Annotated in this window: 24 protein-coding genes and 1 tRNA gene; 5 read left to right on the forward strand and 20 right to left on the reverse strand. The window is 64.8% G+C overall.

The window, feature by feature from the left end; genetic code table 11:
* Nucleotides 1-14 precede the first annotated feature (14 nt).
* Genes ACT53K_RS06960 through ACT53K_RS06970 form a run of 3 tightly spaced genes read right to left on the reverse strand, consistent with a single transcriptional unit; the run spans nt 15 to nt 3,147 of the window.
* Entirely contained in the window at nt 15-1,181 is a 1,167-nt protein-coding gene (locus ACT53K_RS06960) for a D-alanyl-D-alanine carboxypeptidase family protein (RefSeq protein ID WP_476227840.1), read from the reverse strand.
* A gap of 30 nt (nt 1,182-1,211) precedes the next feature.
* On the reverse strand, nt 1,212-2,147 hold the full coding sequence (locus tag ACT53K_RS06965) for an SPOR domain-containing protein (protein WP_476227841.1): 936 nt from the start codon (nt 2,145-2,147) through the stop codon (nt 1,212-1,214).
* Nucleotides 2,131-3,147: a lytic murein transglycosylase gene (locus tag ACT53K_RS06970; protein ID WP_476227998.1), complete on the reverse strand. Its 1,017-nt coding sequence runs from the start codon at nt 3,145-3,147 to the stop codon at nt 2,131-2,133. The genes ACT53K_RS06965 and ACT53K_RS06970 overlap by 17 nt, the downstream gene beginning before the upstream one ends.
* Nucleotides 3,148-3,316: 169 nt before the next feature.
* On the opposite strand from ACT53K_RS06970, the gene ACT53K_RS06975 reads away from it, so the two are divergent.
* Nucleotides 3,317-3,406: transfer RNA gene (locus tag ACT53K_RS06975), tRNA-Ser, on the forward strand.
* An 11-nt stretch (nt 3,407-3,417) separates the two neighbouring features.
* On the opposite strand, the gene ACT53K_RS06980 is transcribed toward ACT53K_RS06975, so the two are convergent.
* The 15 genes from ACT53K_RS06980 to ACT53K_RS07050 all read right to left on the reverse strand — a co-directional run bounded on the left by ACT53K_RS06980 (nt 3,418) and on the right by ACT53K_RS07050 (nt 17,601).
* Nucleotides 3,418-3,927 carry a hypothetical protein gene (locus ACT53K_RS06980; RefSeq protein ID WP_476227842.1) on the reverse strand — a complete coding sequence of 170 codons (510 nt, stop codon included), beginning with the start codon at nt 3,925-3,927 and terminating at the stop codon, nt 3,418-3,420.
* Between the two features lie 274 nt (nt 3,928-4,201).
* Nucleotides 4,202-4,432 carry a 50S ribosomal protein L31 gene (rpmE, locus tag ACT53K_RS06985; RefSeq protein ID WP_476227999.1) on the reverse strand — a complete coding sequence of 77 codons (231 nt, stop codon included), beginning with the start codon at nt 4,430-4,432 and terminating at the stop codon, nt 4,202-4,204.
* Between the two features lie 102 nt (nt 4,433-4,534).
* Nucleotides 4,535-5,011, reverse strand: a complete 477-nt coding sequence (gene fabZ / locus ACT53K_RS06990) for a 3-hydroxyacyl-ACP dehydratase FabZ (protein ID WP_476227843.1) — start codon at nt 5,009-5,011, stop codon at nt 4,535-4,537.
* Nucleotides 5,008-5,751 carry an OmpH family outer membrane protein gene (locus tag ACT53K_RS06995; protein WP_476227844.1) on the reverse strand — a complete coding sequence of 248 codons (744 nt, stop codon included), beginning with the start codon at nt 5,749-5,751 and terminating at the stop codon, nt 5,008-5,010. Before ACT53K_RS06995 ends, fabZ begins: the two co-directional genes overlap by 4 nt.
* Nucleotides 5,751-8,495, reverse strand: a complete 2,745-nt coding sequence (gene bamA, locus ACT53K_RS07000) for an outer membrane protein assembly factor BamA (protein WP_476227845.1) — start codon at nt 8,493-8,495, stop codon at nt 5,751-5,753. Before bamA ends, ACT53K_RS06995 begins: the two co-directional genes overlap by 1 nt.
* Nucleotides 8,496-8,562: 67 nt before the next feature.
* Nucleotides 8,563-9,696 carry a M50 family metallopeptidase gene (locus ACT53K_RS07005; RefSeq protein WP_476227846.1) on the reverse strand — a complete coding sequence of 378 codons (1,134 nt, stop codon included), beginning with the start codon at nt 9,694-9,696 and terminating at the stop codon, nt 8,563-8,565.
* Entirely contained in the window at nt 9,693-10,850 is a 1,158-nt protein-coding gene (gene dxr / locus ACT53K_RS07010; RefSeq protein WP_476228000.1) for a 1-deoxy-D-xylulose-5-phosphate reductoisomerase, read from the reverse strand. Before dxr ends, ACT53K_RS07005 begins: the two co-directional genes overlap by 4 nt.
* Entirely contained in the window at nt 10,847-11,650 is an 804-nt protein-coding gene (locus tag ACT53K_RS07015) for a phosphatidate cytidylyltransferase (RefSeq protein WP_476227847.1), read from the reverse strand. Before ACT53K_RS07015 ends, dxr begins: the two co-directional genes overlap by 4 nt.
* Nucleotides 11,647-12,315 (reverse strand): polyprenyl diphosphate synthase, encoded by a 669-nt coding sequence (uppS, locus tag ACT53K_RS07020; protein WP_476228001.1) that lies wholly within the window; start codon nt 12,313-12,315, stop codon nt 11,647-11,649. The genes ACT53K_RS07015 and uppS overlap by 4 nt, the downstream gene beginning before the upstream one ends.
* 108 nt (nt 12,316-12,423) lie before the next feature.
* Nucleotides 12,424-12,981 carry a ribosome recycling factor gene (frr, locus tag ACT53K_RS07025; RefSeq protein ID WP_476227848.1) on the reverse strand — a complete coding sequence of 186 codons (558 nt, stop codon included), beginning with the start codon at nt 12,979-12,981 and terminating at the stop codon, nt 12,424-12,426.
* Nucleotides 12,982-13,014: 33 nt separating this feature from the next.
* The gene (pyrH, locus tag ACT53K_RS07030; RefSeq protein ID WP_476227849.1) at nt 13,015-13,743 is read right to left on the reverse strand and encodes a UMP kinase; all 729 of its coding nucleotides are present in this window, start codon (nt 13,741-13,743) and stop codon (nt 13,015-13,017) included.
* Nucleotides 13,744-13,861: 118 nt separating this feature from the next.
* Nucleotides 13,862-14,791 carry a translation elongation factor Ts gene (gene tsf, locus ACT53K_RS07035; protein ID WP_476227850.1) on the reverse strand — a complete coding sequence of 310 codons (930 nt, stop codon included), beginning with the start codon at nt 14,789-14,791 and terminating at the stop codon, nt 13,862-13,864.
* An 83-nt stretch (nt 14,792-14,874) separates the two neighbouring features.
* Nucleotides 14,875-15,648: a 30S ribosomal protein S2 gene (rpsB, locus tag ACT53K_RS07040; protein ID WP_476227851.1), complete on the reverse strand. Its 774-nt coding sequence runs from the start codon at nt 15,646-15,648 to the stop codon at nt 14,875-14,877.
* A gap of 418 nt (nt 15,649-16,066) precedes the next feature.
* A complete protein-coding gene (pssA, locus tag ACT53K_RS07045; protein ID WP_476227852.1) occupies nt 16,067-16,876 on the reverse strand; it encodes a CDP-diacylglycerol--serine O-phosphatidyltransferase in 810 nt (269 codons plus the stop codon).
* On the reverse strand, nt 16,873-17,601 hold the full coding sequence (locus ACT53K_RS07050) for a phosphatidylserine decarboxylase (protein WP_476227853.1): 729 nt from the start codon (nt 17,599-17,601) through the stop codon (nt 16,873-16,875). Before ACT53K_RS07050 ends, pssA begins: the two co-directional genes overlap by 4 nt.
* Nucleotides 17,602-17,792: 191 nt before the next feature.
* Here ACT53K_RS07050 and ACT53K_RS07055 point away from each other — a divergent pair, with 191 nt between their 5' ends.
* The 4 genes from ACT53K_RS07055 (at nt 17,793) to ACT53K_RS07070 (ending at nt 22,252) form a co-directional block, all read left to right on the forward strand.
* Nucleotides 17,793-18,416, forward strand: coding sequence for a class I SAM-dependent methyltransferase (locus ACT53K_RS07055; protein WP_476228002.1), 624 nt, complete (start codon nt 17,793-17,795; stop codon nt 18,414-18,416).
* Between the two features lie 102 nt (nt 18,417-18,518).
* Complete coding sequence (locus ACT53K_RS07060) at nt 18,519-19,739, forward strand: NADP-dependent isocitrate dehydrogenase (protein WP_476227854.1); 1,221 nt, start codon at nt 18,519-18,521, stop codon at nt 19,737-19,739.
* Between the two features lie 204 nt (nt 19,740-19,943).
* Nucleotides 19,944-21,731: a cation:proton antiporter domain-containing protein gene (locus ACT53K_RS07065; protein ID WP_476227855.1), complete on the forward strand. Its 1,788-nt coding sequence runs from the start codon at nt 19,944-19,946 to the stop codon at nt 21,729-21,731.
* Between the two features lie 2 nt (nt 21,732-21,733).
* A complete protein-coding gene (locus ACT53K_RS07070) occupies nt 21,734-22,252 on the forward strand; it encodes a hypothetical protein (RefSeq protein ID WP_476227856.1) in 519 nt (172 codons plus the stop codon).
* Between the two features lie 12 nt (nt 22,253-22,264).
* Here the strand turns inward: ACT53K_RS07070 and alaS are convergent, their stop codons facing one another.
* Both alaS and ACT53K_RS07080 read right to left on the reverse strand, forming a co-directional pair.
* Nucleotides 22,265-24,916 (reverse strand): alanine--tRNA ligase, encoded by a 2,652-nt coding sequence (gene alaS, locus ACT53K_RS07075; RefSeq protein ID WP_476227857.1) that lies wholly within the window; start codon nt 24,914-24,916, stop codon nt 22,265-22,267.
* A gap of 50 nt (nt 24,917-24,966) precedes the next feature.
* Nucleotides 24,967-25,506: a site-2 protease family protein gene (locus tag ACT53K_RS07080; protein ID WP_476227858.1), complete on the reverse strand. Its 540-nt coding sequence runs from the start codon at nt 25,504-25,506 to the stop codon at nt 24,967-24,969.
* Between the last annotated feature and the right edge of the window lie 3 nt (nt 25,507-25,509).

Below are 25,509 nucleotides of genomic sequence, written 5' to 3' on the forward strand. Positions count from 1 at the left end.
CCGGGGCAAGCCGGTCAGGCGAGGCCCACCAGCGACAACAGGCCAACCCAGGCACGGCGGAAGAAACCGGCCTGGCCGACATCCTCGGCCGCGACCAGCGGCAGCACCTGCTGCGGCATGCCTTCGCCTTCGATGATCAGGTCGGCGATATGGTCGCCCTTGTGGAACCCGGCCTTGACCGGTCCCTGATAGACGATCTTGCCGGTCAGCTTGGGGTTCAGCCCGGACGGCAGCGTGATGTTGAGGTTGTTCGGCGCCACCACCGCGACATGACTGGCATCGCCGCCCTGCACCTGAACGTCGCCAACCACCTTGCCCTTCGCCACCACCGGCTTGGTGCTCCAGGCGGCAAAGCCCCAGCGCATGAAGCGCACCGACTCATCGGCGCGGCCGCTATACGTGTCGAGCCCGGCGATCACCATCACGAGCCGGCGGCCATTCTGCTCGGCCGAGCCGGTGAAGCCATAGCCCGCTTCTTCGGTATGGCCGGTCTTGAGGCCGTCGGCGCCCGGTACCTTGCCGAGCAGCGGGTCGCGGTTGGCCTGAGTAATGTCAGCACCGGCGCCCAGCGTCTTGCCCCAGCTGAAGGTAGGCAGCGAGTAGAATTGCTTGTAGAGATCGGGGAAGTCGCGGATCGTCGCGGCCGCGAGATGCGCCAGATCGCGTGCGGTCACATAGGTGCGGCCCTCGTCCGGCCAGCCGTTCGACGTGCCGAAATGGCTGTTGGTGAGGCCGATCTTCTTCGCCCGATCGTTCATCAGGTTGACGAAGCCTTCCTCGGTACCGGCAATGCCTTCGGCCAGCACCACACAAGCGTCGTTGCCGGAGAGCGTGACAATACCCTTGAGCAGGTCCGCCACGGTCGGCTGCTCGCCGACGCCGAGGAACATGGTGGAGCCCTGCGAATGCCATTTCTTCCAGGTCTCGGGCCGCACCTCGATCTTCTGGTCGAGCTTGAGCTGCCCCTTCTTGATCAGGTCGAACGCGACATAGACCGTCATCATCTTCGCCATCGATGCCGGCGGCATCTTGCGATCCGCATCCTTGGCGAACAGGATCGCGCCCGAGGACATGTCTTCCATGTACGCGATCGGCGCAGGCGTCGGGAAATCGGGTCCGGCGGCCTGAACGGGAGCGGCGATGGCGAGCGCCAGGAACGAAACGGCGGCGAGCTTCTTCATACGATACGGTCCAGAACGCGTGATAATCCCCTACCGGACCGGGAGTATGCGCGCATCTCCATATCCCGCCCGGGCGGCCCGTGCCTTCGCCGCCTGCGCCTCGCCATTGGTGGCGAACGGCCCAAGCTGAACGCGGTACAGTCCGCCCCCCGCCTTTACGGACCCGCCAAGCCTTTGGGCAAGCGCCTGTGCACGCGAAGATGAAGAAAGTGCGGCGACCTGCACCAGGTATCTGCCATGCGCGACCACGGCGACCGCATGAACAGGCGGTTTGGGCGCGGGCGAACGCCCACGCACGGGCGCCGGCGGCGTGCGGAGCACAACGGTACGGTCGGGATTCGAGACAGGCGGCGTCCGCGCGGCCGCCGGCAGCGGCGGCAATTGCTTCCGCAGCGCGCGCAACAGCGACTCCGGCGCGTCTACCCGCGCATCCGCAGCCCCCCCGGCGCGCAATGCCGCCTGATCCTGTGGCGGAGGATTGACCAGGCGGACCCGCACCGGGATCGGCTGACTGCCGTCATGGCCAAGCTGACGGACAGCACCGCCAGACAGCTCGATCACATCGCCGCCCGTATCGCCCTTGCCGGTCACCAGCACCAATATCGTCTTGCCGCTGTCGAGTGCGGTCACTTCAACATAGCTGTTCGCCGGCAGGCTCGGGTGAATCGCCAGCACCGCCGCTTCGCGGGTACCGCCGCCGTCGACGCCGCGCATCCCGGCATAGCCGACCGCATCATAGCGCGGCTCACCCGGTCCGCTTTGCGACGTGCCGCGCGGCCCCACCATACCCGCTGTCGGGTCTGCAGGATCGGGCGCTCGTCGCGGCGGCGCGGCCTGCACCGGCACGGGCGGCGGATCGGGGGCATAGGCAGGCGCCGGGACCATGCCATATTCGGGACGAACCTCGCCCTTGCTGCATCCGGCAAGAGCGATGGCGGCGATGATAAGGCTAGCGTTCCACTGCATCGGCAAGCAGGCCTACCGACAAAGCGTAAAAATTCGAGCAATTATAATCGAGGATGACGCGATAATTGCCCGTTAGCAGATAGGCGGTCTTGCCCGGCCCGTCCGGCTCGAGCAGAGTCGCCTGCACATTGTCCGCCGGCCAGGCGCGCGAAAGCGGCGTCAGTCCCAGTGCTCGCCACTCTCCGATGGTACGCCAGCGACTGTGCCGCTCGTGCACGCGCGGGCAGCGCGGGCTTACCACACGGCTGCGCAAGTCGCTGCGATCGAAAGTCGGCGGGACCGAAACCGCCAGCCCCCAGGGCTGACCGGCGCGCCAGCCGGCATTAACGAAGTAATTGCCGATCGACGCCAGCGTATCGGCATCGCTGTTCCAGATATCGGCAACGCCGTCGCCATCGCCATCACGCGCCAGTCGCAAATATACGCTCGGCAGGAATTGCGGACCGCCAAACGCCCCCGCCCAGCTGCCCACCAGCTTTTCGCGCGGGACGCCGCGATCGATCATCTTCAGCGTATCGATGAATTCGTCGGCGAAAAGGGCGCGGCGCCGGCCCTCATAGGCCAGGCTGGCCAATGCGCGCGGCAGATCGAAGCCGCCCATCACCGTGCCGTAATTGGTCTCATGCCCCCAAATGGCAACCATGATCGATTCGGGCACACCCGTCTGCGCCTCAATCGCCGCCAGACGGCCCCGGTTGCGCTGGTAGGCGGCACGACCGCGGTTGATGCGATCCGCATCGACATGGCGGACGCGATAGGGTTCAAATGCCGGCACCGGTGCATTGGGCCGGCTCTCCGGCTGCTGCCGATCGAGCTCCACAACCCGGGGGTTGAAGCTGAGCCCCGGCACCACCGCATCGATCGTCCGCTGGCTGACACCCTGCGCCCGCGCATCACGCGCGAGGCTTTGCAGATATGTCTGGAAGCCAGCATCCTCCTGCCCCGCAGACTGCGCGACGGCAGCACGTGAAAGCGACAATGAGAGGCCCAGGGCGACCATCTGGGCGAACTTGAAACGCAAACCCCGCATGCGCGCACCTTTGCACGCCCTATCGCGTCACGAAAACCCCGCGGGAGGCGGAAAACGACGAAATTGCGCGACAATCGGCCAGACGGCGGCATCATCCGGATTGATCCGCCGCCCGACACCGACTAGCGAGGCCGAATCCGGAGAGGTGGCCGAGTGGTTTAAGGCAGCGGTCTTGAAAACCGCCGTGGGTGGAAGCTCACCGTGGGTTCGAATCCCACCCTCTCCGCCACTTGCCCGCCCTCAGCGGTTGGCGCTTGCTTCCCACACCGCACCGGCGACACCGCCGCCAAGGCCGATGGGCAGGCGATGCGGCTGGCCGTCCAGATGGAGCACCAGCAGCGCATCCAGTGCACTCGGCGGCGGGCCGGTGCGGGCGTGGTCTGCGAGCGTGGCGTCGACTGCCTGGCGAGCGCTGTCGCGCACCTCGGCGAGACCAGCCTCATGCGGGTGGGCTTCGACCGGCACCGCTTCGCTGTGATGGAGCGTCAGGTCCGTGTCGACCGGCGCAGACCAGGCCTGGCGGTCGACCGTGCGCAGATCGAAGGCGGGGCTGCGCAGCGTAACGACGTGCCACCGCGCTGCAGCGGGCGCAGTCGCGCTTTTGGCCGTTTCGGTAGAGGCAGCCGCGGCGGTTGCCGGATCGGCATCGCCATGCGCCGCGCTATCGTGCGCGGAACCCACACGGTCGGCCGCCGCAGCCCGCAGCGGCACGCAACATAACAGGATAACCGCGCACGTTGCCCGAACCATTGCCGTTCCCCGGCCTGTTGGACCGACAGAGTGCCGCAGGTGGCTACCGCGTGCAAGACCGGATCCACGCCGGCGATGCGGGAAAATGCATGCAGGCGGCGTTAAACAGACGTCGGTCCGACGAACCACGCCGGACTCACCCGACACTGGCGTCGCACTATTAGCCGGCCCTGATATAATAGACGCGCCCATGCTCGCCCTTCCCTGCTCCCGCAGGAAAGAAACTAGCCTGGGCGCGCTAAAGGCGAGTTAAAGCAACCCGCCCGCGATGAAATTACTTCTTGCCGAGCGAAAGGCCGCCGAAACGCTTGTTGAAGCGTGCGACCTGGCCACCCTGATCGAGCAGACGCTGCGAACCGCCGGTCCAGGCCGGGTGCGCCAGCGGATCGATGTCGAGCTGCATCGTGTCGCCTTCCTTGCCCCAGGTGGAGCGAGTTTCGAACACGGTGCCGTCGGTCATCTGCACCTTGATCATGTGGTAATCGGGGTGGATATTCTGCTTCACATCGAATTCCTTGAAAAAGCCGCCGGTTTCCGACCGGCAGCGGACGCGCGCGCCTAGCAGAGCAACGCGCGCCATGCAACTATGCGTGTATCGTCGCCGCCGTCAGGCGCTAGGCGGATCGGCGATCATGGCAGTGAATTCGCATTCCGCCGCCACTTCACCGTCGATCGTCGCCTTGCCCGCGAATTTGCAGACGCGGGCGCGCTTCTGGACGAATTCGACGTGCAGCTTCAGCAACACACCGGGTTCCACCGGCTTGCGGAACTTCACGCCGTCGATCGCCATGAAATAGACGAGCTTGCCGGAACCGGCGAGGCCGAGCGACTCCACCGCGAGGACGCCGGCCGCCTGAGCCAGCGCCTCCACCGTCAGCACACCCGGCATGATCGGCCGGCCCGGGAAATGCCCCTGGAAAAACGCTTCGTTGATCGTCACGGCCTTTACCGCGACGATCGACTGGTCGAGGATGAGTTCCTCGACCCGGTCAACCAGCAGCATCGGAAAGCGGTGGGGCAACGCCGCCATTACCCGCCCGATATCGAGCGGGCCGATATTGCCCCGTGCCTCGCCCTCGCTCATCGCGGCTCGGGCTTCCCCGGCGTGGGCTTGGCGGCGCCGGCGGCCGGGGCTGCGCCCTGCTGCTGTTGCGCCTGGGCCTGCGCCAGCGCGTTCTGGTACGCACGACGCTTCAGCTCATTGACCTGCTGCTGGAACTGCACGGTCCGCTGCTGCGGGCGCCAGTCTGCCGGCGGCGTGATCGAAACGGTCGGGGTCTTGTCCACCTCCGCCAGCACCGCGTCGCTGATGTCGATCGCGTCGGGCGCGTAGAGCACCGCTTCCGGCTGCAAGATCACGTTGATCTTGCGCGCATTGACGACCTGGATCTGGGCCGCGTCATACAGCGCCAGCACCTTTTCGAACGCGAACAGCTCCGCCAGAACCGACGGCATCTGCAGCTTGCGCATGTCCTCATTCGCCTGGTTCTGCAGCGTCAGCAGCTTGGCGTAGTTCGGATCCTTGCGGGCAGCCGCAGCCTGCTCCTCTTCCTCGGAAACCTGGCCGTCCTTGTTGGTGTCGATGGTGGCGATCAGCGCCTTGGCATCGGCCTGGAACTTGTCCTGGCGCGCCTTGATCTGATCCTGCACCGGCTTGAAGGTGGTTTCGATCTGCTTTTCGGCGGTGGTGAACGCCTTGGAGCGGGTGAGTACTTCGATCTGGCTCACCGTCGCGAGGCCGCCCACCTGGGCGTGCGCCGGCGCGACGGCGACGATCGACGCGGAAGCTGCGAGCGCCGCCGCGAAAATACGCTTGGTCATCATCAGAATTGCGTCCCTACGTTGAAAGTAACAAGCTTCTTGTCGTCGCCCGGCTGCGATACCAGCGCCTTTGCGACGTCGATACGCAGCGGGCCGAACGGCGAATTCCAGTTCACCCCGAAGCCCACGGTGATGCGCGGCGAGGCCGTGCTGTCGCGATAGATTTCGTAGAAAGGTGACGTCGGAATGACATATGGCGAATTGACGGAGGTACCGACGCACGGATCCGTAGCGCCTGCCGCATAACCGACCTTACAATGCGTCGTCAGATTGGCCGACGTGCCGGAACTGACGACATAGAGCGGAGCGCCGGTCGAATCGAACTGGGGCGTGAGCTTGGTCAGAAGCGTCGGCGAACCATCCTTGTTGAACAGCGGCTTGCCGTTCGAGTCAGTCGCCTGGGTGAAATAGGTATTGGTCGCAGGCCGGCGAATGCCGAACAGCGAACCGGCCATCACATAGATCGACGGACGCAGGCCCAGTTCGGCCGCGCCGGAACCCAGCGGCAGTTCCAGCTCCGCCTTGGTCAGGTAATAGGCCTTGCCGCCCAGCGCGTCGTCGATGATCTGGTCTTTGTTCGTGTTGAGCATCTGCGTGCCCGCGGTCGGGTCGCCGGTGAAGCTGTAGCGCTGCACGCGCGGGCCCACGCCGCGAATATCGAAGCCACGGAACTGCGGTTCGCCCAGCATGAAGCGGTCGGTGATACGAATATCGTTGCCGTCCAGGCTCTTGATATAGCCGCCCTCGCCGCTCAGCGAGAAGACGAAGCCCTTGCCCAGACCCCAATATTTGTCGGCATTCACCTTGCCGCGCAGATAATGGACGTCGCCGCCCAGGCCGGCGACATCGGCATTGAACGACAGGCGCTGGCCTCGCGTCGGCCGAATACGGCTGTTGAGGCTGTCATAGATCAGCGACAGGCCGACCAGCGAGGTCAGGCGGTTGCCCACTGCTTCGCAATAATAGCGGCCCGCCTTGAACGGATCGCACTGGCCGTTGGTGTAGAAAGTGTTCTGATCGAGCGTCACATTGTCCTTGGCGAGATAATAGCGCCCGGACAGCGTCCAATATTCGGTCATCGGCAGCGCCGCGACGATCTGAAAGCCGGTCGATACCTGCTTGTAGGTGGTGTTCCGAGTCGTACCCAGATAGTTGAACGCGTTGTAATCGCGACGGAAGATCGTGCCACCCAGCGCGATATTGCTGTCGAACAGATAGGGTTCGGTGAAGCTCGCCTCGACCGACTTCGAATAGCTCGAATAGTCCGCCGAAAGGCCGATCGTCTGGCCCATGCCGCGGAAGTTGCGCTGGCGGATCGACGCCTGCAGCAGGAACCGCTCCAGGCTGGAAAAGCCTGCCGACAGCGTGAGTTCGCCGTTCGGCTTTTCCTCGACATTGGCGTTGAGCACGATGCGGTCGGGCGCGGAACCTTCCTTGCGCTCGATCTCGAACTTGTCCTGGAAATAGCCAAGGCTGTTGATGCGGTCCTGCGACCGTTTCACCAGGAAGGTGTTGAACGCATCCCCTTCCGCCACGCGCATTTCGCGGCGGATCACCTTGTCCTGCGTCTGGCGGTTGCCGGTGATGTTGATGCGTTCGATATAGGTGCGGTTCGCCTCGCCGATGTGGAAGTTCAGCCCCATGGTCAGCGTGTCCTTGTCACGCTGGAACTCGGGGCGCACATCGGCAAAGGCATAACCGAACAGGCCGGCGGTTTCGGTCAGCTGCTCGACCGTATCTTCGACTGCCTTGGCGTTATACCACTGGCCCTGCTTGATCGACAGCGCCGAGGCGAGCTTCTTGTCGTCGAAGTCGCGGATCGCGCTGTCGACGGTGACCGGACCGAACTTGTAGCGGGGACCTTCCTCGATCACATAAGTGATGATGAAGTCCTTCTTGTCCGGCGTCAGCTCGGCCACGGCCGAAATCACGCGGAAGTCGGCATAGCCATTGGTCAGATAGAACTGACGCAGCTTGGACTGGTCGGCGGTCAGGCGGTCCTGGTCATAGGAGGTGTTCGAGCTGAGCAGATGCGCAAAGCTCGCCACCTTGGTGTACATCTGCGCACGCAGCTTCTTGTCGGAGAAGACCTGGTTGCCGATGATGTTGATCTGACGGACCTTCGACTTCGGCCCCTCATGCACTTCGAAGATCACGTCGACGCGGTTCTGGTCGAGGCTGACCATCTTCGGTTCGACGGTCGCAGCGAAGCGGCCCTGACGGCGATAGAGCTCGATGATGCGGGCGATATCTGCCCGCACCGCCGTGCGGGTGAAGATCTGGCGCGGCTTGAGCTTGATTTCCTTGTCGATCTTGTCCTGCTTCAGCCGCTTGTTGCCTTCGAAGACAACGCGGTTGATCACCGGACTTTCGCGAATGCGGAACACCAGATCGCCGCTCTCGACGCCCTCGACCGTCACATAGGCGAGCAGCTCGGACGCCATCAGTTCCTTGATCGTCTGGTCGATCGTCTCGGGCGTATAGCTGTCGCCGACGCGCAGGCGCGTGTAGCTGAGCACCGTTTCCGGCTCGATACGCTGCGACCCTTCGACGCGGATCGACTTTACCGTCCGCACCACCGCCTGCGGCACCGCCGGAGCCGCCGCGGCCGCCTGCGGCTTGGCGCCAGCTGCCGGAGCGGCAGTCTGCGCGTCTGCCGGCGCCGCGATGCCCGACAGGATCGTCCCCGCCAGAAGCGAGGCAGTCGCCCGCGCGCCGAAATTGCTTGCCTTGATCGCAGTCACCATCCCACCCCAGTCGGAATCCAATTCATGCCGGTCAGCACAGGCGCGTATCGCCCCTGCCCGAACCCCTTCAGCCGTGCAAGCCGGCCAGTTTTCTCCACACACCGAATGCGCCCAGATCGTTCAGCGTCACCAACAGCATGAGCGCGAGAATCGCGAGCATGCCGCCACGGAACGCCCATTCCATCACACGCGGTTCCACCGGGCGCCGGCGGACCGCTTCGACTGCGTAGAATAATAGATGCCCGCCATCCAGAACCGGGACTGGCAACAGATTGATGAACCCCAGATTAATTGAAATCAGGGCAATCAGGAAAACGAATTCGGTCGGCCCCATCGCCAGCCGCTCGCCGGATACCTGTGCGATTCGCAGCGGCCCGCCCAGTTCGGACACCGAGCGTCGACCACTGATGATCTGGCCCAGCCCATCGAGCGTGCTCTGAACGATTTCGCCGGTCATGCGAAGGCCAATCAGCGGGGCCTGAAGCGGGCTCACCAGTTCATAGACAGGTGCGCCGGCGGCGATGCCCAGTACGCCGATGCGGAACTGGTTGCCGAACCGGTCCTGTTCGGTTCGCACGCCGATCACTGTATCGGCCGACGCCTCGACACCACCGCGCGTATAGACGATCCGGACCGGCTCGCCCGGGCGAAGCTGGGTATATTGCACCATGTCGCCGAACGTCTCGACCGGGCGGCCGCCGAGCGAGACGATCCGGTCCCCGGTCCGCAGCCCAGCCGCAGCGGCTGCGCTGTGCGGCGCCACCCCGCCCACCACGCTGGGCGTGCGGTTCTGGCCAAAGGCGAGCGCAAAAGCCGACAGGATCAGGATGGCGATGATGAAATTGGCGATCGGCCCCGCCGCGACGATGATCGCGCGTTGCCAGAGCGGCTTTGCCTGGAAGGTCCGCGCACGCTCCTGCGGCGGCAGTTGCAGCCATTCGGGCGAAGGCTGGCTCGCCGGGTTCATGTCGCCGGCGAAGCGGACATACCCACCCAGCGGCAGCCAGCCGAATTTCCAGCGCGTGCCGCGACGATCGGTAAAGCCGGCGACTTCGCGGCCGAAGCCGATCGAAAATTCCTCGGCTTTCACGCCGAACAGCCGTCCGGCGAGATAATGCCCCAACTCGTGCAGAAAAACGAGCGGCCCGATCACCAGCGCGAACGCCAGAACGGTGAGCAGGATGCCGGGAGTCTCGATCAAACGACGCAGTCCTTCACTCGCTCGACCGCATAGCGCCGCGCTTCTTCGTCGATGGCCAGTACGGCGTCGAGCGTATCCGGAGCGGCCGGGTCATAGCGTGCAAGCGTATCGGCAGAGATTGCGGCAATTTCAAGAAACCGAAGCCGCCCGGCAAGGAAAGCTGCAACCGCAACTTCATTGGCCGCATTCAGGATCGCCGGACGGGCATCGCCGGCCGCCAGCACCTCAAAGGCAAGCTTGAGCGCCGGAAAGCGCGTGAAATCGGGATCGGCAAAGTCCAGCCGCCCCACCGCCGCCAGATCGAGCGGTGCGCACGGCGTCTCCATCCGTTCGGGCCAGGCAAGCGCATAGGCGATCGGTGTGCGCATGTCCGGCGTGCCGAGCTGCGCCAGCACCGATCCGTCGACATACTCGACCATCGAATGCACGACCGATTGAGCATGGACCAGCACGCCGAGCTGCTCCGCCCGCACCGGAAACAGATGAAAGGCCTCGATCAGTTCGAGCCCCTTGTTCATCATCGTCGCCGAATCGACTGAAATCTTGGCGCCCATCGACCAGTTGGGGTGCGCCACCGCCTGTGCCGGGGTGATACTGCCCATCGCCTCCAGCGGCGTTTCGCGGAACGGGCCGCCGCTGGCCGTGAGGATGATCCGCCGAACGCCCTTCGGCGCCGTGCGATCGAGGCATTGGAACACGGCATTATGCTCGGAATCGACCGGCAGCAGCGTCGTGCCGTGCGCCTGCGCCGCCGCCATCATCACGTCGCCGGCAGACACCAGCGACTCCTTGTTCGCCAGCGCGACAGTGCCGCCGCCTTCGAGCGCGGCCATCACCGGCTTCAGGCCGGCGGTGCCGACGATCGCGGCCATGGTCCAGTCGGCGCCCATGCGGGCCGCCTCGCACACGGCATCCGCCCCGCCCCGAGCCTCGATGCCAGAGCCGGCAAGCCGCTCGCGCAGCGCCGGCAGGCAGCGCTCATCCGCCACCACGGCACAACGCGCGCGCGTCCTCAGCGCAGCGGCAGCGAGCTTTTCCACGTCGCTATTGGCGGTCAGCGCGACGACTTCGAACTGGTCGGCATTGCGCTCGACCAGATCCAGCGTCGAGCTTCCCACCGATCCTGTCGCCCCCAGGACGGTGATGCGTTTCACCACCAGAAACCTCCCAGCGCCACCCAATGGTACAGCGCGAAAAATAGTCCCGCAGCCGGGGCCGCGAACACCAGCCCGTCCAGCCGGTCGAGAATGCCGCCATGGCCAGGCAGCAGCGTGCCCGAATCCTTCACGCCCGCAACCCGCTTCAAATGACTCTCGAACAGATCGCCGATCTGCGAAAGAACCGCCAGCACGGGCGCCATCAGCAGCATCGCCGCAGTCATGCCAAGCGCCGGCACCGATGCAGCAAAGGCCCAGGTGAACAGCACCGAAGCCGCAACGCCGCCGCACAGCCCCGCCCAGGTCTTGTTGGGGCTGATCGCCGGTGCCAGCTTCGGTCCGCCGATCGCCCGACCGGCGAAATAGGCACCGGTATCGCATGCCCAGACGATGGCCATGCTCCACAGCGTGATCGCAAAGCCGTTCGGGTGCGAGCGCAGCAGCAGCAGTGCGAATACGGGGATGCCGACATAAAGCTGTCCCGCCGCCAGCTTCGCATTGCGGGTGACGATGGCGATGAAAAAGAAGGCCCCCGCGATCAGTCCAAGCGCGAAAGCGCTCACGCCCGCCGCGAGCGGACACAGTATCGCGAGCGGCACCGACAGCACATATTGGCTGAGCCGCGTCTCACGCGCGGAGGCGTGCACCAGCCCGGCCCATTCGCCGACCATCAGGATCGCCGCCACACAGATGACCAGCCAGAAGCCGAAACCGCCCGCCCATAGCGCCGCCAGCGCCAGCGCGACCAGCGCCAGCCCGACGATCAGCCGCGTCTTGAGATCGGACGTCTTGCTCACAATCCACCGAAGCGGCGATGCCGCCGCCCGAACTGCGCCAGCGCCTCGGCCAGCGTACGTTCAGTGAAGTCTGGCCACAGCGTATCAACAAACAATAATTCGGCATAGGCCGCCTGCCACAGCAGGAAATTCGACAGCCGCTGCTCGCCCGAGGTGCGGATCAACAGATCGAGGGGCGGCAGCCCCGCCGTCTCGAGTTCATTCTCGAATCGCAGTTCGTCGATCGTTGCCGGATCGAGCGTGCCGTCGCGTGCCTGTTCGGCAAGGCTGCGGACCGCCGTCAATATTTCTGCCTGTGCGCCGTAATTGAGCGCTATCACCAGCGTGGGGCCGGGATTGTCGGCGGTGCGCGCCACGGCCGCGTCGATCATCGCCACCAGGTCAGGGGAAAGCCGCCGCCAGTCGCCGATCACGCGCAGGCGCACGCCTTCGCTCACCAGTTCGTCCAGCTCGCTCGCCAGAAAATGGCGCAGCAGCCCCATCAGGTCGCGGACCTCGTCTTCGGGACGCCGCCAGTTTTCCGACGAAAAGGCGTAGAGCGTCAGGACTTCGATGCCGAGCGTGCGCGCGGCACGGCTGACACGCCGCACAGCCTCCACGCCCTGGCGATGCCCGGCAATGCGCGGTAACAGGCGCTTCTTCGCCCAGCGCCCGTTCCCGTCCATGATGATGGCGACATGGCGCGGCGGCGGTGTGCCGTCGCCTGCCGCTTCGGCAGGCCTAGCAGCCACGCGCACGCGCCTTTCCGGCGATCACCGGAGAGCCCCCGCGCATCACTTGCCCAGGATTTCCTTTTCCTTGGCCGCCGCCGCCGCATCGAGCTCGGCGATCGTCGAATCGGTCAGCTTCTGCACCTCGGTCTCATGGCGCTTGCGCTCGTCCTCGCCGAACACGCCCTTCTTTTCGTCGGTCTTCAGGCTGTCCATGCCGTCGCGACGCACGTTGCGCACGGCGATGCGGGCCTTTTCGGCATATTGGCCGGCGAGCTTGGCCAGTTCCTTGCGGCGCTCCTCGGTCAGATCCGGGATCGGCAGGCGCAGCGTCTGACCGTCGACAATCGGGTTGAGGCCCAGACCCGCGGAACGGATCGCCTTGTCGACCGGGCCGACGTTCGACTTGTCCCACACCTGCACCGAAAGCAGGCGCGGCTCGGGCGCCGACACCGTCGCCACCTGGGTGATCGGCATTTGCGCGCCATAGACCTCGACCGTCACCGGGTCGAGCAGCGAGGTGGAAGCGCGGCCGGTGCGCAGACCGGCAAGATCGTGCTTCAGCGATTCGACGGCACCGGCCATGCGGCGTTCGAGATCGGCCTTGTCGTAAGCGGCCATTGTCGGCTCTCCTTTTCAGTCCTGCGAAAGGGTTCAGGCGGCGTCTGCGCTCTGGACGATGGTGGAAGTACCCTCGCCCCGCAGCACCGAAGCGAGATTGCCCTCGCCCCGGATGTTGAACACCACGATCGGAATATGATTGTCGCGGCACAGCGCCACGGCGGAGGCGTCCATTACCTTCAAATTATCGGCGAGAACGCGATCGTAGCTCAGCGTTTCATAGCGCGTTGCGGTCGGCACCTTCTTGGGATCGGCGTCGTACACGCCATCGACCGAAGTGCCCTTGAACAGCGCATCGCAATTCATTTCGGCGGCGCGCAGCGCAGCCGTGGTGTCGGTGGTGAAGAACGGCAGGCCGGTACCCGCGGCAAACAGCACCACGCGGCCCTTTTCCATGTGCCGCTCGGCGCGGCGGCGGATATAGGGTTCACACACGCTGGCCATCGGAATGGCGGACTGGACGCGGGTATCGACGCCCACCTTCTCCAGCGCGTTCTGCATCGCCAGCGCGTTCATCACCGTCGCCAGCATGCCCATATAGTCGGCGCTTGCCCGGTCGAACCCCTGCGCCGCCCCGGCCAGGCCCCGAAAGATGTTGCCACCGCCGACCACCATGCAGATTTCCAGGCCGCTATCCTTGGCTTCCTTCACTTCCAGCGCAACCCGCTCGCAGGTGGCGGGATCGATCCCGAACTGACCCTGCCCCATCAGGACCTCGCCAGACAGTTTGAGGAGAATGCGGCGGAATCGGGGAGCGGTCATGGGAGCCTTTGGTAAGGGGCAGATAACGAAGCGGCGCGGACCTTAGAGGTGCCGCGCCGCGCGAACAAGCGGAGATGCCGGGGAAAAGCCGTGCAGACGGCCCGCCCCGGCGCCCCTGTTACTTGGTGAGACCGGCAGTCGCCGCCACTTCAGCTGCGAAGTCGCTCTCTTCCTTCTCGATGCCTTCGCCGAGCTGGAAGCGGACATAGTCCTTCAGCACAATCGCCGAGCCCGAGTCCTTCGCCGCCTTGGCGATGACGTCAGACACCGGGGTTTTGCCGTCCATCACGAACAGCTGGCTGAGCAGGGCGTTTTCCTTGGCGAACTTCTTCACCGCGCCATCGACCATCTTCTCGATGATCTCGGCCGGCTTGCCGCTCTCGGCCGCCTTTTCGGCAGCGATCGCACGCTCGCGGGCGAGAACGTCCTGGTCCAAGCCGCTCTCGTCGAGCGCCAGGGGGAAGGCCGCGGCGATGTGCATCGCAAGCTGCTTGCCCAGCGGCTCGAGCACGTCGACACCGGCGTCCGATTCGAGCGCGACCAGCACGCCGATCTTGCCGAGGCCCGGGGCCGCTGCGTTGTGGACGTACGGGATCACCGCGCCGTTGGCGACTTCGACCTTCTTGGCGCGACGCAGCACCTGGTTCTCGCCGATGGTGGCAATGTTGGCGGTCAGCGCTTCGTCAACGGTCTGGCCCGACGCCATCTTGGCGGCCTTGATCGTGGCGATGTCGTCACCAGCTTCCAGCGCCAGCGCGGTCGTTTCACGGACGAAATTCTGGAAGATCTCGTTCTTGGCGACGAAGTCAGTCTGCGAGTTGACTTCGACGGCAACACCCTTGGTGCCGGCAACGGCCAGGCCGACCAGGCCTTCAGCGGCGGTGCGGCTCGACTTCTTGGCGGCGGCGGCGAGCCCCTTGGCGCGCAGCCAGTCGGCTGCGGCTTCCATGTCGCCATTGGTCTCGGAGAGCGCCTTCTTGCAATCCATCATGCCGGCACCGCTCTTTTCGCGGAGCTCCTTGACGGCGGCTGCAGTGATCTCGGCCATTTTCCTATTCCTCAGCTAAAATTCGGGCGGAGCAGTGCGTATCGCCCTGCCCCGCCCCGATTACGGTTCGATGACGCAGGCGATCAGGCGTCGAGCTGACGCTCGGCCTCGACGGCTTCCTCGACCGGCGGCTGCTCGGCAGCACCGAAGTCATAGCCCTGCTGCGCCAGCGCCTCGTGGCCACCGCGGGTCGCGGCGATCGCAATGGCCTCGCAGTACAGGCGGATCGCACGGCTGGCGTCGTCATTGCCCGGAACCGGGAATGCGATGCCGTCCGGCGACACGTTCGAATCGAGGATCGCGACGACGGGGATGCCCAGCGTGTTGGCTTCCTTGATCGCAAGCTCTTCCTTGTTCGCGTCGATCACGAACATGATGTCGGGAATGCCGCCCATGTCGCGGATGCCGCCCAGCGACAGCTCCAGCTTGTCGCGCTCGCGGGTGAGCTGCAGCACTTCCTTCTTGGTCAGACCGTGCGTGTCACCTGAAAGCTGCTCTTCCAGCGTCTTGAGGCGCTTGATCGACTGGCTGATAGTCTTCCAGTTGGTGAGCATGCCGCCCAGCCAGCGGTGGTTGACGAAGTGCTGGCCCGCGCGACGGGCTGCTTCGGCAACCGGCTCCTGCGCCTGGCGCTTGGTGCCGACGAACAGCACCTTGCCGCCGGCGGCAACGGTCGAGCTGACGAACTCGAGCGCGCGGGCGAACAGCGGAACGGTCTGCGAAAGGTCGATGATGTGAACGCCGTTGCGATCACCGAAGATGTACGGTTTCATCTTCGGGTTCCAGCGGTGGGTCTGGTGGCCGAAATGCGCGCCCGATTCGAGCAGCTGCTGCATGGTGACGACAGGTGCCGCCATAGGGATATCTCCTTCCGGTTGATCCTCTGGGAAGCGGACATCCGAACAGCGCCGGACACCGGGTTATGGTGCTTCCCATGCGGGGTTGAGGCGGCGCGCTTACTCGAATTGCCAAAGCTGCGCAAGCCTAGAACATTTTCAGAACACCGCTTGACGATGGAACGTTAATGGAACATAAAGAGTTCACAACACGCACATGGAACAGCACGACGCGCTAATGGGTTGAGAATATTGGATTCTCGCCGGTGGTGGCGTGTGGTTGGGAGCCGGAAGATGACTGGGATCGCTATCGGATTGCTCTTCGGCGCGGCTTTCGCGCTCGCCCTCTGGACGCTGGTGACGAGCATCGCCGCCCAGCGCCATCGCTTCGCCGAGCTCTTTGCAGCCGCGTCCGCGCCTGTCGCTGCCCCGCCGCAGCTTAGCCGTGTTCGGGTTCGCGCGGTGCCGGCCCGGTTGCCGCTCCGTCGCCCGCAGCCGCAGCGCGCAGCCGCCTGACCCGGCGATAGGCGCGCATGCTGAACGGGATAGAAAGCAGATAGGCAAGGGTGAGTATCGCCAGCGTCGTCCATGGCGCGGATACGAGCGCCGCAACCAGCCCGACAAGGATAACGATCGCCTCGAACCGCACTCGGCTCCGCAACCGGATAGCCGGACCGAATGTAGCGACGCTCGAGACCATCAGCACGGCAATGAACGCGGCCCATGCTGCGATCAGCACCGGCTGACGGATGGCATCTTCCCCTGTCCACAGCCACAGATAGAGCGGCGTCAGCGCAAGCGCCGCCCCCGCCGGCGCCGGAACGCCGGTCAGAAAGCCGGCGGATTTGTGCGGCTGATGTTCCAGGTCGATCTGGGCGTTGAAGCGGGCAAGGCGGAGCGCGCAGAATAATGCGTGCAGCAGCGCGATCAGCCAGCCGAAACGTCCGAGCGTCTGGAGCGACCAGAGATAGAGGATCAGCGCCGGTGCCACGCCGAAGGAGATTGCATCGGACAAACTGTCCAGCTCGGCTCCGAAGCGGCTCTCGGCGCGGACCAGCCGGGCGATGCGCCCGTCGATGCCGTCGAGCACCGCTGCCGCCAGTACCATCAGCACCGCCGCTTCCCAATTGCCGAGAATGGCGAAGCGGATACCGGTGAGGCCCGAACAGAGCGCAAGCGCCGTCACGGTGTTGGGCAACACCGCCCGCAGCGGTATTCCGCGCCCCGGGCGCGGACGAGTTGGGGTCATTGCGCGACGCCTGCGACGTTCGGTACGTTGCGGCGTGCGATTACCGTTTCCCCTGCCACGGCGCGCTGCCCCAGCGCGACCTGGCAGCCATAGCCTTCGGGGATGAACACATCGACGCGGCTGCCGAAGCGGATAAGCCCGACCCGCTGTCCGGTCACCACGAGATCACCCGGCTTCACGAAGCTGACGATCCGGCGTGCGATCAGCCCGGCGATCTGGGTGAAGCCCACGCGCAGGCCGTTCTTGTCCTCAACCACCATGTGCTGGCGCTCATTCTCGTCGCTCGCCTTGTCGAGATCGGCGTTCATGAACTTGCCGGAGATATAGATGACGTGGCGGATCGTTCCGGTGATCGGCGTACGGTTCACATGCACGTCGAACACGCTCATGAAAATCGACACGCGCACCATCGGCTCGTCGCCCAGCGCATGCGGTCCCGCCAGTTCGGGCGGCAGCGGCACCCGCTCGATCTTCGTGACCAGACCGTCAGCGGGCGAGACGATAAGCCCCTCGCCAACCGGTGTGACACGCACGGGGTCGCGAAAGAAGGCAGCGACGCCAAGCGTGAGGAACACCAACGGCCAGGTGATGAAATCCCAGATCCACAGGCTGGCGAGAGTGATCGCAGCGGCGATCAGGACATATTTGCGGCCTTCCGGATGGATGTCCGGGAAGCGCCACTTCACAGTGGTGGTTCCGAGCGGGGTCTTGTCGAGCGACGTCATACGGCCCGGTCTAGCGCCCTCGGCCTTCATTTCCTAGACCGAGCCGCTCCGTATCAGGCTGCCAGCCTCCGCCGCACGCAGTTTTCCGCAGAATTTTTCGCACTCCGATGCGCCATGCAACCGCGCCGCTTGCATGTTCGTTGGATTTTGCGCAGCGCTGTCGCCTGTTTGTAACAATCGTAAGGATGCCGATGCCTTTTCCAACCGCCGCCGCGAAGCGACGCAGCCATCGCCGCACCCGCCCTGCAGACGTTCCTTCGCCATGGATGTTCTTTCTCCAGCAATTTTTGAAGCGGCCAGTGATGGTCGGCGCGGTGGCCCAATCCTCGGACCGATTGATCCGCCGCATGCTCGGGAAAGTAGATTGGGAAAATACCCGGCTGTTTGTTGAATATGGCCCGGGGGTGGGCACCTTTACCCGCCCGATCCTCGACCATCTCGGCCCCGACGCCAAACTGATTGCGATCGATACCAACCCGGACTTCATCCGTTATCTGCGTCAGACGATCGACGACCCGCGCTTCGTGGCTGTGCTCGGCTCTGCTGCAGACGTTCAACAGATCGTGCACGACAACGGCTTTGCCCATGCAGACTTCATTGCCTCCGGCCTACCCTTTTCAACGCTGCCAGATGGGGTTGGCGACGCGATAGCTCGCGCCACCCATGCGGCATTGCGGCCGGGCGGGGCCTTTCTCGTCTATCAATACAATCCCAATGTCCGGCACTTCCTGACGCCCCTTTGGGATGAGATCGACCACGCGATCGAATGGTGGAACCTGCCGCCTGCCCAGCTCTGGTGGGCGTGGAAGCGTTAGTAGATCAGGGGATCATCGCAGCCTCCGTTCAGCGGGCGCTTGATCCCCCCCGCCCTTGCCCCTAGACGCTCGCCAAAACCACTGTCTCAGGAAAGCGAGCTTATGGCGAAGATCAAGGTAGCAACGCCCGTCGTGGAGATCGACGGCGACGAAATGACGCGGATCATCTGGGAATGGATCCGTGAGCGCCTGATCCTCCCCTATCTCGACATCGACCTGAAATACTACGACCTTTCGGTTCAGAAGCGCGACGAAACCAACGACCAGATCACGATCGATTCGGCGAACGCGATCAAGCAATATGGCGTCGGCGTGAAGTGCGCGACGATCACTCCTGACGAACAGCGCGTCGAGGAATTTAACCTCAAGAAGATGTGGAAGTCGCCGAACGGCACGATCCGCAATATCCTGGGGGGCGTGATCTTCCGTGAGCCGATCGTGATCTCGAACGTACCGCGCCTGATTCCCGGTTGGACCAAGCCGATCGTCGTCGGTCGTCATGCATTTGGCGACCAGTACAAGGCGACCGACTTCAAGGTGCCCGGCAAGGGCAAGCTGACCATGAAGTGGGAAGGCGAGAATGGCGAGACGATCGAGGAGGAAGTGTTCAACTTCCCCAACGCCGGCGTCGCGATGGGCATGTACAATCTCGACGAGTCGATCCGCGATTTCGCCCGCGCTTCGATGAATTATGCGCTCGGCCGCGGCTGGCCGCTCTATCTGTCGACGAAGAACACCATCCTCAAGGCCTATGACGGTCGCTTCAAGGACATTTTCCAGGAAGTGTTCGAGGCCGAGTTCGCCGAGCAGTACAAGGCCGCCGGTATCGAATATCAGCACCGCCTGATCGACGACATGGTCGCCTCCGCGCTCAAGTGGCACGGCGAATTCGTCTGGGCGTGCAAGAACTATGACGGCGACGTCCAGTCGGATCAGGTCGCGCAGGGCTTCGGCTCGCTGGGCCTAATGACTTCGGTGCTGATGACCCCGGACGGCAAGACGATCGAGGCGGAAGCCGCCCACGGCACTGTCACCCGTCACTACCGCCAGCACCAGCAGGGCAAGGCCACCTCGACCAATCCGATTGCGTCGATCTTCGCCTGGACCGGCGGTCTCAAGTATCGCGGCAAGTTCGACAACACCCCCGAGGTGACCCGTTTTGCCGAAACGCTGGAAAAGGTGTGCATCGAGACCGTCGAAAGCGGCAAGATGACCAAGGACCTCGCGCTGCTGATCGGCCCGGATCAGGCCTGGATGACGACCGAACAGTTCTTCGAGGCGATCCGCGTCAACCTCGAAACCGCGATGGGCAGCTGGAAGTAAGCTGCGGCTGGCAACGCATGGGGAGCCGCACGGCTCCCCATCGCTTCATGACGAAATAGCGGGCAAGGCGGCCTTTTTCCTTGCATCTTCGGGCCCCGCGTGCTGCCCTTAGACCATGACCGAGCGCCTTCCCCTCGCCGCCGGCCATCGGCCTTCCTTCCTTCAAGATGCTGACCATAGCGCCTGCTTGCCAGGCATACAGCCATGCTGAACCTGTCCAACCACGGCTTCAGCGATACGCTGGTCATTCTGGGCGCTGCGGGCCTGGTTATCCCCGCCTTTGCGCGCTTTCGCATCAGCCCGGTGATCGGCTTCATTCTCGTTGGCGCGCTGGTCGGGCCGTTCGGGCTTGGTAGCCTCGTCAGCAAGGCGCCGTGGCTCTATTATCTCACCATCTCGGACGCGCACTCGATCGAGCCCTTTGCCGAATTCGGCATAATCCTCCTATTGTTCTCGATCGGGCTGGAGCTGTCGTTCCGGCGGCTCTGGACGATGCGCACGCTGGTGTTTGGCGTAGGCGCCGCCGAACTCTTCGGCGCCGGGCTGATACTCGCCGCCCTGCTCTATCTGACCGGTTTGAGTACGGGCGGCGCGATCGGCCTCGGGCTTGCGCTCGCGCTGTCCTCGACCGCGCTCGTGATCCCGATCGCCGGTACCACCAGCGCGGTCGGACGCGCGGCGTTCGCGATGCTGTTGTTCGAAGATCTTGCGCTGGTGCCGATTATCTTTCTGCTCGGCGCGCTCGGGCCGTCGGCGAGTGGCGCGGGCGTGACGGGTCTGCTCACCACGCTGGGGGTGGGTATCGCCACAGTTGCGCTGCTGTTTCTGGGCGGAAGGATGATCCTGCCCCGTATGTTCGCCCAGGCCGCGCGCACCAAAAGCCCCGAACTATTCCTGGCGGCCAGCCTGCTGGTGGTGATCGTCGCCAGCCTTGCGACCACAGCCGCGGGCCTGTCCCCGATCGTCGGCGCCCTTATCGCCGGACTGCTGATTGCCGAGACCGAATATCATGGTGAAGTCGAAGCCATCACCGCGCCGTTCAAGGGCCTCGCACTGGGCGTCTTCCTGCTCACCGTCGGCATGCGGCTCAACCTGGGCTTTGTGGTTCTCAACTGGGCAGCGCTGCTCGGCGCAAGCTTGCTGGTGATGGTGGTCAAGGTCGGCGTCACAACCCTGCTGCTGCGGCTTTCCGGTGCACGGATGGGAACCGCGGCGGAAGCCGGCGTGCTGATGGCCAGCCCGTCCGAAACGACGCTGATCGTGCTGGGTGTCGCGGGTGCGGCCGGGTTGATCGCGCCCGCCACCACTGCCTTCTGGACCTCCGTAACGGCAATTGGCCTCACGGCCACGCCGCTGCTGGCCAAGGCGGGGGAGATGATCGCCCGGCTGATCGAGGGCCAGCGCGCCGAGGATATCACGGAGCAGGAAGTGGCACAGGTAGAAGGCGGCACGGTCGTCATCGGCTTCGGCCGAGTCGGCCGCACCGTGGCAGACATGCTGCGAAGGCACGGCAAACCCTATGTCGGTGTTGACGCTGACATCGACAATGTGACCCGGGCGCGCCGTGACGGCTTTCACGTGCTGTTCGGCGATGTGACACGCAGCGAACTGGTCGACCAGCTTCAGCTCGGCCGCGCCAAGGCGCTGGTTCTGACGATGGACGATCCGGTGCTGACCGTGCGGCTGACCAAGCGTGTGCGCGGCTGGGTACCGCATTTGCCGATCATCGCCCGTGCCCGCGACGCGACCCATGCCGCCGAACTATACAAGGCAGGTGCGACCGATGCCGTGCCAGAGACGCTGGAAAGCTCGTTGCAATTGTCCGAAGCGCTGCTGGTCGATGTCGGGATCCCGGTTGGTCCGGTGATTGCGTCGATCCACGAGAAGCGCGATGAGATGCGGCGTGCGATCAAGGAAGCGGCCGGAATCGAGCGCGAGCCCCGCCTGAACCGGTCCCGCCTGAACCAGACCGCCGACCCGACAAAGGCCTGAATATGATATTGTTTTCTTTCGCCCTCGCGCTGCTTTCGCCGCTCCAGTCCGATCTCGCCGCCGACCCGCTGGCGCCTGCCAAGACAGGGCGGATTCGCTGTGTCGATCCGGATCGCACCAACCGCACCTGCAATACGATCGTCCGCTATACGCCGCGCGGCGACGGGAGCTTCGATGCGCTCGTGACGGGTATCGTCAGTCGCGATCCCACGATTGTTCTCGAATACACAACCTTCGGGCAGGTCCGGGACGGCGCGGTGTGCAGCCGCATCCGGCCGGCCGATTTCAACGCGGGCAAGCTCAGCAGCGCCGGTGCGCCGCTGGCCCCGGTTGCGGCCGCAAGCACCCGGAGCAAGTTGATGCTGGCGCTGCAGCCGCTGGCCGGGCACGAACGCTGTTATCGCGACGTGCCTACCGGGGACGGCATGACCGTCAACGTGACCATCGACGGCGTGCTCCACCCCGAAATGGGGCAGAACGCCATCTGGGTGATGCCCGAGGACGGTTACGCCCCGGGCTGATCCCCTGCCCTGTCAGGCGGCGACCGGGCTTTCCGCCAGCGCCGCCTTCACAGCCGCGAGCGCCTCCGCGCCCTTTGTGCCGTCGGGTCCGCCGCCCTGCGCCATGTCCGGACGGCCGCCGCCACCCTGACCGCCAAGTACCGCGACGGCGACCTTCACCAGATCGACTGCGCTGACGCCGATGCCATCGGTGACGCCGACCGCGACCGATGCACGGCCTTCGTTTACCGCGACCAGCGCTACGACGCCACTGCCGATCCGCGTCTTGGCCTCGTCGACTGCGCCGCGCAGCGCCTTGGCCTCCAGCCCGTCGAGCACCTGGCCGACGAAGTTGATGCCGTTCACCTGCTCCGGACCCGCCGGCGCAGCGCCTGCTCCGCCGCCGAGTGCCAGTGCCTTCTTCGCCTCGGCCAACTCACGCTCGAGCTTGCGACGCTCTTCCACCAGCGCGGCCACGCGCGCCGGCACGTCGTCGGGGGACGTCTTGAGCGCGGCGGCCGCTTCGCGCAGCCGCTCGTCGCGAGCGTTGAGCCACTGACGCGCGCCTTCGCCCGTCAGCGCCTCAATGCGGCGCACACCAGAGGAGACCGCACTTTCCGAAATGATCTTGAAGATCGCAATGTCGCCCGTGGCGTTGACGTGCGTACCACCGCACAGTTCGACGGAGTAAGACGCATCCTCGCCGCGGCCCATCGACAGCACGCGGACCTCGTCGCCATATTTCTCGCCGAACAGCGCCATGGCGCCCGCCGCAATGGCGTCATCCGGCGTCATCAGCCGGGTCTCGACCACGCCGTTATGGCGAATCTGCGCGTTCACATCCGCTTCGATGTCGGCGATTTCGGCCGGCGTGAGCGCCGAGGGATGCGAAAAGTCGAAGCGCAGCCGCTCGGGCGCCACCAGGCTGCCCTTCTGGCTGACATGGGTGCCGAGCCGCTTGCGCAGCGCGGCGTGCAGCAGGTGCGTCGCCGAGTGGTTCGCACGGACCTGATCGCGACGCTCGACATCGACCGATAGATGCACCGCGTCACCGACAGCGACGTCGCCGCTTTCGATCTTGGCGTGGTGCGCGTGGAGACGGCCGAGCGGCTTCGACGTATCGTCAATGACCGCGCGGAGTTTGTCGTTAGAGATTACGCCGGCGTCACCCATCTGGCCACCGCTCTCGCCGTAGAACGGCGTCTGGTTGGTCAGGATGGTAACCGTGTCGCCGGCGACTGCCTTCTCCACCCGCGCGCCATCCTTCACCAGCGCGACCACCTGGCCTTCGCCTTCGGTGCCGACATAACCCGTGAACTCGGTGCCGCCGAGTTCGTCGGCGAGATCGTACCAGAGCTCTTCCGATGCCTTCTCGCCCGAGCCTTTCCAGGCAGCGCGCGCGGCGCGCTTCTGCTCGGCCATCGCCGCGTCGAAACCGGCGCGGTCGACGCCGATCTCGTTGGCGCGCAGCGCGTCCTCGGTCAGGTCGTAGGGGAAGCCATAGGTGTCATAGAGCTTGAACGCGGTTGCGCCCGGCAGCGTGTCGCCGGCCTTCAGCCCCTGTGTTGCCTCATCGAGCAGCCGCAGACCGTTGGCGAGCGTCTGGCGGAAGCGGGTTTCCTCTTGCAGCAGCGTCGCCTCGATCAGCGGCTGGGCGCGGACGAGTTCGGGATAGGCAGCGCCCATCTCGGCGACCAGCGACGGCACCAGCCGGTGCATCAGCGGATCCTTGGCACCAAGCAGGTGCGCGTGGCGCATCGCGCGGCGCATGATGCGACGGAGCACATAACCGCGCCCCTCGTTCGCCGGCAGCACGCCGTCCGCGACAAGGAAGCCCGACGAGCGCAGGTGATCGGCGATCACCCGGTGGCTCGCGGCCTGCTCGCCATCGGTGGGGGTCGCGGTCAGCGCAGCCGACTGGTCGATCAGCGCGCGGAACGTGTCGATGTCGTAATTGTTGTGGACGCCCTGGAGCACGGCGGCGATGCGCTCCAGCCCCATGCCGGTGTCGATGCTGGGTCGCGGCAGGTCGCCGATAATCTGGTCATTTTCCTGCACGAACTGCATGAAGACGAGGTTCCAGATCTCGACGAAGCGGTCGCCATCCTCCTCCGGCGATCCGGGCGGGCCACCATAGATGTGCTCGCCATGATCGTAGAAAATTTCCGAGCAGGGACCGCAGGGGCCATCCGCGCCCATCGCCCAGAAATTGTCCTTGGTCGGGATGCGGATAATCTTGTGATCGGGCAGGCCCGCGATCTTCTTCCACAGCTCGAACGCCTGGTCGTCGGTGTGGTACACCGTGACAGTCAGCTTCTCGGCCGGGATGCCCCACACTTTGGTGAGCAAGGTCCAGGCATGGGTGATCGCCTGTTCCTTGAAATAATCGCCGAACGAGAAATTGCCCAGCATCTCGAAGAAGGTGTGGTGCCGTGCGGTGTAGCCGACATTGTCGAGATCGTTGTGCTTGCCGCCCGCGCGCACGCACTTCTGGCTGCTGGTCGCGGTGCTGTAAGGACGCGATTCCAGGCCGGTGAACACGTTCTTGAACGGCACCATGCCGGCGTTCACGAACATAAGCGTGGGATCGTTGTGCGGCACCAGCGGCGCGCTGGGGACGCGGGCATGGCCCTGGCCCTCGAAATAGTCGAGAAACGAGCGGCGGATATCATTGGTCGACGTCATAAGCCGCCGACTTAGGGGCTCGATGCGTTTCGCTCAAGCAAAACGCATCGTTATCGCGCCGCGCCCTTCCTTCGTTTGGGCAAAAGCCACTTCATGACCCCGGCGCCATCGCTGCCATCGAACGGCACCAGGTTGGCAATCGCCATGCCACTGGACTGGAAGGCCAGCGCCGCCGCGATCACGCTGCCATAGGCGCCCGCCACCGCCCCAGCCGCAAGTGCCAGGCCGATATTCGCCGCCGGCCCCGCGACCGCAATCAGCCCATGCTTGCGGCGGGCATCGATCGCGTCGAGCGTGTAACTGACATACCCGCCGAGGTCGCCGCGCCCCATCCGCCACCGCAGCCGGATCTTCCCCCGGGCAACACCATATTCGAACGGCAGCACCGCGATCGTCCGCACCTGCGCGCCGAGCCGCGCCGCCATTGCCGCGTGGCCGAGTTCGTGCACGAGAAGGCTGACGAACAGAAGCGCGAGATCGGCGGCGAGCCGCAACGGCAGGCCCGAGTCGCCGGGGAATACCGACGACAGCGTACCGCCGACGCCGATGGCGACGATCAGCACCAGTATGCCAGCAAGGGGACGCATCATCAC

The sequence above is a fragment of the Sphingomonas sp. DMC8 genome, from assembly GCF_056314185.1.

Bases quoted from the DNA above. Each gene is read 5' to 3' on its own strand.
- ACT53K_RS06960 (WP_476227840.1), bottom strand. From the start codon at position 1,181: ATGAAGAAGCTCGCCGCCGTTTCGTTCCTGGCGCTCGCCATCGCCGCT.
- ACT53K_RS06965 (WP_476227841.1), bottom strand. From the start codon at position 2,147: ATGCAGTGGAACGCTAGCCTTATCATCGCCGCCATCGCTCTTGCCGGA.
- ACT53K_RS06970 (WP_476227998.1), bottom strand. From the start codon at position 3,147: ATGGTCGCCCTGGGCCTCTCATTGTCGCTTTCACGTGCTGCCGTCGCG.
- ACT53K_RS06980 (WP_476227842.1), bottom strand. From the start codon at position 3,927: ATGGTTCGGGCAACGTGCGCGGTTATCCTGTTATGTTGCGTGCCGCTG.
- fabZ (WP_476227843.1), bottom strand. From the start codon at position 5,011: ATGAGCGAGGGCGAGGCACGGGGCAATATCGGCCCGCTCGATATCGGG.
- ACT53K_RS06995 (WP_476227844.1), bottom strand. From the start codon at position 5,751: ATGATGACCAAGCGTATTTTCGCGGCGGCGCTCGCAGCTTCCGCGTCG.
- bamA (WP_476227845.1), bottom strand. From the start codon at position 8,495: ATGGTGACTGCGATCAAGGCAAGCAATTTCGGCGCGCGGGCGACTGCC.
- uppS (WP_476228001.1), bottom strand. From the start codon at position 12,315: ATGGACGGGAACGGGCGCTGGGCGAAGAAGCGCCTGTTACCGCGCATT.
- frr (WP_476227848.1), bottom strand. From the start codon at position 12,981: ATGGCCGCTTACGACAAGGCCGATCTCGAACGCCGCATGGCCGGTGCC.
- pyrH (WP_476227849.1), bottom strand. From the start codon at position 13,743: ATGACCGCTCCCCGATTCCGCCGCATTCTCCTCAAACTGTCTGGCGAG.
- tsf (WP_476227850.1), bottom strand. From the start codon at position 14,791: ATGGCCGAGATCACTGCAGCCGCCGTCAAGGAGCTCCGCGAAAAGAGC.
- rpsB (WP_476227851.1), bottom strand. From the start codon at position 15,648: ATGGCGGCACCTGTCGTCACCATGCAGCAGCTGCTCGAATCGGGCGCG.
- pssA (WP_476227852.1), bottom strand. From the start codon at position 16,876: ATGACCCCAACTCGTCCGCGCCCGGGGCGCGGAATACCGCTGCGGGCG.
- ACT53K_RS07050 (WP_476227853.1), bottom strand. From the start codon at position 17,601: ATGACGTCGCTCGACAAGACCCCGCTCGGAACCACCACTGTGAAGTGG.
- ACT53K_RS07055 (WP_476228002.1), top strand. From the start codon at position 17,793: ATGCCTTTTCCAACCGCCGCCGCGAAGCGACGCAGCCATCGCCGCACC.
- ACT53K_RS07060 (WP_476227854.1), top strand. From the start codon at position 18,519: ATGGCGAAGATCAAGGTAGCAACGCCCGTCGTGGAGATCGACGGCGAC.
- ACT53K_RS07065 (WP_476227855.1), top strand. From the start codon at position 19,944: ATGCTGAACCTGTCCAACCACGGCTTCAGCGATACGCTGGTCATTCTG.
- ACT53K_RS07070 (WP_476227856.1), top strand. From the start codon at position 21,734: ATGATATTGTTTTCTTTCGCCCTCGCGCTGCTTTCGCCGCTCCAGTCC.
- alaS (WP_476227857.1), bottom strand. From the start codon at position 24,916: ATGACGTCGACCAATGATATCCGCCGCTCGTTTCTCGACTATTTCGAG.
- ACT53K_RS07080 (WP_476227858.1), bottom strand. From the start codon at position 25,506: ATGATGCGTCCCCTTGCTGGCATACTGGTGCTGATCGTCGCCATCGGC.